Origin of the sequence: Micromonospora sp. NPDC052213 (assembly GCF_040679695.1) — a bacterium.
Lineage (GTDB): Bacteria > Actinomycetota > Actinomycetes > Mycobacteriales > Micromonosporaceae > Micromonospora.
In genome coordinates this window covers 1-7,427 of record NZ_JBFAVI010000237.1, presented here as the reverse complement: position 1 = coordinate 7,427, position 7,427 = coordinate 1, and the positions used below count along the sequence as shown (strand labels likewise).

Sequence of the window (7,427 nt, the reverse complement as noted above, 5' to 3'; positions counted from 1 at the left end):
CCGCACCGCCTAACAAAACCCATAGTGGGGGCCGACCGGGAGAGCCCGGTCGGCCACCACTGAAGATGCGGAAGGCGCCAGGTCAGTACACCCAGGCGGTGCAGCTGCTCCACGACGAGGGGTAGGTCCAAGCGCCGGGGCTTCCCGATGCGTAGCCGTAGCAGATCCGGTGCTTGTCGCCGTCCCCGGAGGAGTTGGGGTTACGGGTGGTGTTCCAGACGCCCGTGACGCCCTGCCCCGACATCAGCCGCTTGGTGCTGGCCGTGTCCTGCACGTATCCGTAGGGGGACTTGATGAGCCGCTCGGTCCGGAGAACGAGCGGCACGTCGAACGGCGACGAGACGTAGTCGATCACGATCTGTCCCCATCGCTGCGTGCAGTCGCTGCTCTGGGCCAGCTTCCACGCCTTGGTGCTCCCGCTGTTGTACTGCGCCTGGACCACCGTGCTGCAGGCCGCCGACGCCGGGGTGGCCGGGGCCACGACGGCGGCGGTGACCCCGACGAAGGCTCCCACCGCCAGCATCCCGCTGGTAATCGCACCCTTGATCGAATACTTCGACATTTTCTCTCCCCGCTGCGTGGTTGAGGTGATGCCGGAACGTTAGGTAGCCGCTCCATCACCGGCCCATCAGCCGCCCATCACCGCGCCCTCGCCAGTCACGACGCCGACCCGGCCCGCAGGCGGCGCGGCTCGACCGTGGACGGGCAGCGCCCCGGCGGCAACGTTCGTCGGCCGCGCGAACCGGGTCCGCGCGGGATGGGACGTCTGCGCCGGCGGTGGGTTGCCACAACTCCGGCAGCTCGGCGACGAAAGCATCTCGACGACGCCCTCCAGCCGCTCGAGCGCTGAGCGCACGACCTGCAGGACGTCGGCGCCGACTAGGGGGGCGTCCCCGTGCGGGCCGGTCGTCTCGTGCGAGTCGAGAAGTCCGCGGTGGACCTTCTCCACGAACGCGCCGACCTCGATGCCGAGCTCCGCGCGGAGCCGCGACCGCAGATCCTGCAACACTCGCAGCCCTTCCGCCGTCCGGCCCACGTGGTGCAAGGCTAGGGCGAGATAGCTGTGCAGGTTCTCGTGATACGGATACCGGCCGACCCACTCGGAGAACTCCACCACCACGCCGGCGTTATTGCCTCGAGCAAGCTCGATCTGGCCGTATTTCTCGATCGCGCGGAGCCGCATTTCCTCGAGGCGCGTCGCGGCGGGCGCGAGGGCATCCGATCCGACGTCCTCCAGTGCCTCTCCGGACCAGAGGCCCAGCGCTCGGCGCGCCGTGTGCGACGCGCTTTCCAGGTCCCCATTCCGGGCGCGGGCCTCGACGTCCGCGCACATCCTGCTGAACTGTTCCGCGTCAATTTGCTCGTCTGACAGGGTCAGCGAGTAGCTTGACGAAATCCGATTTAGTTCCGCCCCGACGCCGAGGCCGGACAACAGTTTACGAAGCGTCCCGACGCAATTCTGCACCTGCTGCACGGCGGTCGAGGGCGGACTCTGCCCCCAGAGGACCTCCACAAGGCGCTGAGTCGAAACAGGACGGTTCGGGTCAACCAACATGGTTGCCAGTATCTTTCGGTGGCGATGTCCGGAGACCGAACAAAATTTGCCGCCCGAACGCACAGACACTGGCCCCAGGATTTTGAAATTCAATGCACTTCCCCCATGAGTGACGCCTCGCTAAATCATGGGGGCACACGCGTAGCGCGTCAAGACTTCGATCACTGCCGCCGGGACGTGGATCGGACTGCGGAAGGCCACGCCGCGCGTGGCGGCAGAGGGCCAGCAATCACCGACGGTAGTCACGGCGACAGCGATCATCCTCATTCGCTACAGCGAATTCGACGCTTACGCGGTTTGCGGGCGCACCGGCACCCCACCGGCCCGTCGCCGGCATGACGTGAGGCTATGGATTGCCGGGCTGGGCAAGCCGACGCGGAGTCACCGTAGTCAGTGTCGTAGCGGCCTTCTCCACATCCTCTGGCGGCACGTCGGCGCTGGGCTGACCAGCACGAACGCATCGTCGCAACGCACCAGGTGGACCTCGCCACCCGACTCGGCGCACGTCCAGTGGTCGGGGCCGACCTGCCGGCAACCCGGCGCGGCCAACGGCTGGTCGCGTTGGCGCCGCAGGACGATGTCGGCCACGGCTGGACGGCAGTGACGTGGCGGGGCGAAGTCGTCTGGTAGATCGATCACGTGCACTGAGATCCAGCGGCGCTCCCGCGTCACCGTCACCGGCAGCACGCGATCGACCCGGTCCGCACGGGCCGACGCGATGTCGTAACCCGGAACCTGCGGCACCGGCAGCGGAAGCCCGAGCCTGGCGAACGCCTCCTGGTCGCCGGTACGCCGGGCCTCCTGCCGCGAGGCCGGGACACGGCCAGCGGGGGCCAGCAGCGCCAAGGCCAACCCGGCACGGACGATGGGCGGCAGTGCGACGGCGACACCGGCAGCGAACCCGGCCACCGCCAGCAAGACCGCCAGCCACACCGGCGGCGGCGTCCAACGGGGATACCACGCCTGCTGCAGCAGGACGGCGCCGGTAGTGGCGACGGCACCGAGCACCGCCGCCCACAGCGCCGGTGCGACGCCCGCGGCCCGCAGCACCAGCCATACGGCCGCGGTCACCGCCAGCGGGCCGACCAGCAGGACCGGGAAGCCGAAGCCGAGGCAGGCACCGATGGTGTCCGACTCGCAGTCGGCCACCGAGCGCGCCTGCTCCTGCCACAGGGAGGGTGGGTGGGTGACGTTGTCATCGTCGGCCCATCGGCGGGCCATCGTCGTGCCGGGGGGTGACCACATCGGCCCCTTCCCGAATCCGGGCATCGCCGATGTGAACGGGATCCCGCGCCGTGCCGGGCCGGTGACGCGTCACCGGGGGCCCGGCACGGGCTCCCTGGAACGAGGTCGAGCGGGGGTGTTCCGACCGGAGCCGGTGGTCAGCCCTTGATGTACGGCTTGCCGTCGGCGGCCGGCGCCCGGACCCGGCCGACCAGCCCGGCCACCGCGAGGATCGTCGCCAGGTAGGGCAGCATGGCCAGGAACTCGCTCGGGATGGCGCTGTTGATCGCGCCCAGGTACGTGGCGAGCTGGTCGGCGAAGCCGAAGAAGAGCGCCGCGAGCAGCGCCCCCGTCGGGCTCCACCGGCCGAAGATCAGTGCGGCCAGGGCGATGAAGCCCTTGCCGCCGATCATGTTCTTGGTGAACGAGTAGAGCGCGAGCGTGTACGAGGCGCCGCCGATGCCGGCGACCACCCCGGCGAGCAGCACGTTGCGGTAGCGCAGCCCGAGCACGCGGACGCCCAGTGTGTCGGCGGCGGTCGGGTGCTCGCCGACCGAGCGGGTCCGCAGGCCCCACCGGGTGCGGAACAGTGCGATGTGGATGACCAGCACCAGCAGCAGGCCGAGGTAGAGGAAGATGTTGCCCCGGAACAGCGCCGGCCCGATCAGCGGGATGTCCGACAACAGCGGGATCTCCCAGTTGCTGAACCGGGGCGCGCTGTTGTACTTCTGCGCGTTGGGCTGCATCAGCCGCTCGTAGAGGAAGCCGGTGACACCGACCGCCAGCAGGTTGAGCACGATGCCCATGACCACCTGGTCGACCAGGTAGCGGATCGAGAAGACGGCCAGCAGCAGCGAGATGAACGCGCCGCCGAGCGCCGCCGCGACCAGGCCCACCCAGACGTTGCCGGAGAGGCTGCCGAAGAGCGCCCCGCTGAAGGCGCCCATCAGCAACTGCCCCTCGATGGCCACGTTGACCACGCCGGAGCGCTCGCACAGCACGCCGGCCAGCGCGCCGAAGATCAGCGGCAGGGCCAGGATGAACGTGCCCCGGACGATGTTGACCAGCGGCATGAAGTTCTGCCCGTTCGGCGCGGCCGAGACCTGCCAGCAGAGGAACGACAGCACGAAGCCGACCAGGCCGACGCCGAGCACGAGGGTGAACCAGCGCTTCGGCAGCCCGGCGAGCATCGCGACGCCGGCGGCCACGGCGACGATCCCGAATCCGATCGCGCCGAGCGTGCCGTCGATCTTCAGGGCGGCGCCGGCGGCGTCCTCGCTGAGGGTGAAGCGGGCCTGCTCGCCGGTGGCGAGCGCCCCGAACAGCACCGTCGCCAGCAGGCCGAGCCCGAGCAGCACGGCGCCGACCTTGCGGGTGCGGGTCCAGAACCCCAGGTCGACGGGGGCGACGGCGACGTCTTCGACAGCCATGGTGGACATGAGTTACCAGCCCTTCGCCAGGCTCGTCTGCAACCGGGCGGCGCGGGCGGCCCGGAGCTGGAAGATCGCCTTCACCAGGGCCGGCGCGGCGATGAAGATGACGATCAGCGCCTGGAGCACGGTGACCAGCTCCAGCGAGATCCCCGAGTACGACTGCATCCGGTTGCCGCCGGCCTGGAGCGCGCCGAAGAGCAGCGCGGCCAGCGCCACGCCCCACGGCTTCACCCGGCCGAGCAGCGCCACCAGGATGCCGTCGAAGCCGATCTGCGCGACCACCAGCGGGGTCAGCGCGCTGGCGGTGGTGCCGAGCACCATGTTCGAGCCGCCGAGGCCGGCCAGGATCCCGGCGAAGACCATGATCAGGACGTACGTCCGGGTGACGCTGATGCCGGCGGTCCGGGCGGCGTCCGGGTTGGCGCCCACCGCGCGCAGCTCGAAGCCGAGCGTGGAGCGGTTCAGCAGCCACCAGACGGCCCAGGTGGCCAGCACCGCCAGGATGATGCCGGCGTGCACCCGCAGCCCGTCGCCGAGCAGCCGGGGCAGCTGGGCCGACGGGTCGACCGGCTTGCTGATCGCGTCCGTACGGTTCGGGTCCTGGATGCCGTTCTGCACGATGATCCAGGTCAGGAAGTACGTGGCGATGTAGTTGAGCATGATCGTGTTGATCACCTCGTGGGCGCCGGCGCGCGCCTTGAGGATGCCCGGGATGAAGCCCCAGATCGCACCGCCGAGCGCACCGGCGAGCACCGCGACGAGCAGGTGCAGGCCGGGCGGCAGCGGCAGCAGGAAGCCGGCCAGCGCGGCCAGGATCACGCCCATCGTGGCCTGGCCCTGGGCGCCGATGTTGAACAGGCCGCCCCGGAACGCCAGCGCCACCGACAGGCCGGTGAAGACCAGCGGCGCGGTGTAGGTGAGCGTCTCGGAGATCGGGCTCATCACGGCCTGGAAGCCGACCGCCTCGGGGTCGAAGACGGCGCCCTTGAACAGGTTGCCGTACGCCTCGCTGACCAGCGTCCAGCTCGCGTTGAACGCGTCGGACGGCCGGGCGGTGATGTAGCTGTAGGTGGCCAGCACGTCCGGGTCAGAGACGATCATCAGCACCGCGCCGATGACCATTGCCAGGACCAGCGACAGCAGGGTCACCGTGAAGGTGTTCGCGGCCCAGAGGTTGTCCAGGAACAGCCGCCCCAGCGAGGGCTTCGCCTCCGGGGCCGGCTGCTTCGGGGAGGTGGCCGCCTCGGCGCGCTCGGTGTTGCCGAGCGCGGTCTGCGCGGCCTGCGCCTCGGTCGCCGGCTCCTTGTCCGGGGAGCCCGACGGGGGGTTCGGGTTGCTCATGCCGGCACTCCGCTTCGCTCCGTGCCGCCATGAGGCATCACCGCACAGAGCCTGATGATTCGCTCGCTTCGCTCGCTCATGCCTCGTCCTCGCTACCAGGGCCCTCGGCGGTGGGGGCCGCCGCGCCGCCGTCGGCCGCCGTGGCGCCCGCGGTCGCACCGCTCGCGCCAGCCGCGGCCGTGTCGGGGGTGATGCCGGCCATCAGCAGGCCGATCTCCTCGCGCGGGGTGTCCGGGCCGACGATGCCGATGATCCGGCCGCGGTACATCACGGCGATCCGGTCGGCCAGGCCGATCACCTCGTCGAGTTCGCTGGAGACCACCATGACGGCGGTGCCGACGTCCCGCTCACGGATGACCCGGCTGTGGATGAACTCGATGGACCCGACGTCGACGCCCCGGGTCGGCTGGGCGGCGATGAAGAGCTTCAGCGGCCGGGACAGCTCCCGGGCCACGATCACCTTCTGCTGGTTGCCGCCGGAGAGGGTGCCGACCGGCGTGTCGGCCGAGGAGGTGCGGACGTCGAACTGCGCGATCCGCTCCTTCGCCGACTTCGCGATGGCGTCCGGCTTGAGCGCCAGGCCCTTGCCGAAGGGCGGCCGGTCGTAGATGTCGAGCACCAGGTTCTCCGCGACGGAGAACTCCTTGACCACGCCGTCGACGCTGCGGTCCTCCGGCACGTAGCCGACGCCGGCGCGGAGCACCTTCTTGGTCGACCAGCCGTTGACCTGCTGCCCGTCGAGCGTGATCGTGCCGGCGAGCGTCGGGCGCAGCCCCATGATCGCCTCGATCAGCTCGGTCTGGCCGTTGCCCTGCACGCCCGCCACGCCGAGCACCTCGCCCGCGCGTACGGTCAGGTCGACCCCGTCGACCGCCCGGATCTGCCGGTCGTCGTCAACGACCAGGCCGGCGACCTCCAGGATCGGCTTGCCGGGGGTGGCCGGCTCCTTCTCCACGGTGAGCCGGACGCTGCGGCCGACCATGAGCGCGGCCAGCTCGTCCCGGCTCGCCTCGGGCGAGGCGGTGCCGACGGTCTTCCCCCGCCGGATGACGGTGATCCGGTCGGCGATCGCCTTGACCTCGCCCAGCTTGTGCGTGATGAAGACGATCGACTTGCCGGCGGCCTTGAGCGACCGCATGACGGTGAGCAGTTCCTCGGTCTCCTGCGGGGTGAGCACCGCCGTCGGCTCGTCGAGGATGAGCAGGTCGACGTCGCGGGTGAGCGCCTTGACGATCTCCACCCGCTGCTGGATGCCGACCGGCAGGTCCTCGATCACCGCGTCCGGGTCGACCCGCAGGTTGTAGCGCTCCGAGACCTCGGCCACCTCGCGCCGGGCCCGCCGCCGGTCCAGGAAGCCGGCGATGCCGCCCCGGACCTGCTCGGCGCCGAGCATGATGTTCTCGGCGACGGTGAAGACCGGCACCAGCATGAAGTGCTGGTGCACCATGCCGATCCCCGCCGCGATCGCGTCGGACGGCCCCCGCAGCTTCAATGGCTCGCCGTCGACCAGGATCTCGCCCTCGTCGGGCTGGTAGAGCCCGTAGAGCACGTTCATCAGGGTCGACTTGCCCGCGCCGTTCTCGCCGAGCAGGGCGTGGATCTCTCCAGGCTCCACCGTCAGGTCGATGTGGTCGTTGGCGACCAGATCACCGAACCGCTTGGTGATGCCGCGCAGTTCGAGTCTCAGCGCAACCTCCTGGAGTGCGAAGCGATGGTGCAGCGTAGCTGCCGGGGGACCGCTCGCGGCGCGGGGCCGCCGTCGGGGGTGGAGCGGATCGGGCCCCCCCGCGGCGGGGGGGGTGCCCGCGACCGCGGGGGGGCCGGCAAGTCGGGGGGTTTCCCGGCCCGGGCCCACTGCGGGGGTGGGGCTCACC

At 70.4% G+C, this 7,427-nt stretch carries 6 protein-coding genes; all 6 read right to left on the bottom strand.

Annotated features, from left to right (window positions below; genetic code table 11):
* Positions 1-82: 82 nt before the first annotated feature.
* The 6 genes from AB0L34_RS31595 to AB0L34_RS31570 all read right to left on the bottom strand — a co-directional run bounded on the left by AB0L34_RS31595 (position 83) and on the right by AB0L34_RS31570 (position 7,180).
* The gene (locus tag AB0L34_RS31595; RefSeq protein ID WP_363709054.1) at positions 83-562 is read right to left on the bottom strand and encodes a hypothetical protein; all 480 of its coding nucleotides are present in this window, start codon (positions 560-562) and stop codon (positions 83-85) included.
* A 66-nt stretch (positions 563-628) separates the two neighbouring features.
* Positions 629-1,555, bottom strand: coding sequence for an AfsR/SARP family transcriptional regulator (locus tag AB0L34_RS31590; RefSeq protein WP_363709052.1), 927 nt, complete (start codon positions 1,553-1,555; stop codon positions 629-631).
* A gap of 390 nt (positions 1,556-1,945) precedes the next feature.
* Complete coding sequence (locus AB0L34_RS31585) at positions 1,946-2,800, bottom strand: hypothetical protein (protein ID WP_363709049.1); 855 nt, start codon at positions 2,798-2,800, stop codon at positions 1,946-1,948.
* Between the two features lie 137 nt (positions 2,801-2,937).
* Positions 2,938-4,218 (bottom strand): ABC transporter permease, encoded by a 1,281-nt coding sequence (locus AB0L34_RS31580; RefSeq protein WP_363709047.1) that lies wholly within the window; start codon positions 4,216-4,218, stop codon positions 2,938-2,940.
* Positions 4,219-4,221: 3 nt separating this feature from the next.
* On the bottom strand, positions 4,222-5,553 hold the full coding sequence (locus tag AB0L34_RS31575; protein WP_363709045.1) for an ABC transporter permease: 1,332 nt from the start codon (positions 5,551-5,553) through the stop codon (positions 4,222-4,224).
* A 76-nt stretch (positions 5,554-5,629) separates the two neighbouring features.
* Complete coding sequence (locus tag AB0L34_RS31570; protein WP_363709057.1) at positions 5,630-7,180, bottom strand: ABC transporter ATP-binding protein; 1,551 nt, start codon at positions 7,178-7,180, stop codon at positions 5,630-5,632.
* Positions 7,181-7,427: the final 247 nt, after the last annotated feature.

Excerpts from the sequence above, each read along its gene's own strand:
- AB0L34_RS31595 (WP_363709054.1), bottom strand. The coding sequence starts at position 562 with ATGTCGAAGTATTCGATCAAGGGTGCGATTACCAGCGGGATGCTGGCG.
- AB0L34_RS31590 (WP_363709052.1), bottom strand. The coding sequence starts at position 1,555 with ATGTTGGTTGACCCGAACCGTCCTGTTTCGACTCAGCGCCTTGTGGAG.
- AB0L34_RS31585 (WP_363709049.1), bottom strand. The coding sequence starts at position 2,800 with ATGTGGTCACCCCCCGGCACGACGATGGCCCGCCGATGGGCCGACGAT.
- AB0L34_RS31580 (WP_363709047.1), bottom strand. The coding sequence starts at position 4,218 with ATGTCCACCATGGCTGTCGAAGACGTCGCCGTCGCCCCCGTCGACCTG.
- AB0L34_RS31575 (WP_363709045.1), bottom strand. The coding sequence starts at position 5,553 with ATGAGCAACCCGAACCCCCCGTCGGGCTCCCCGGACAAGGAGCCGGCG.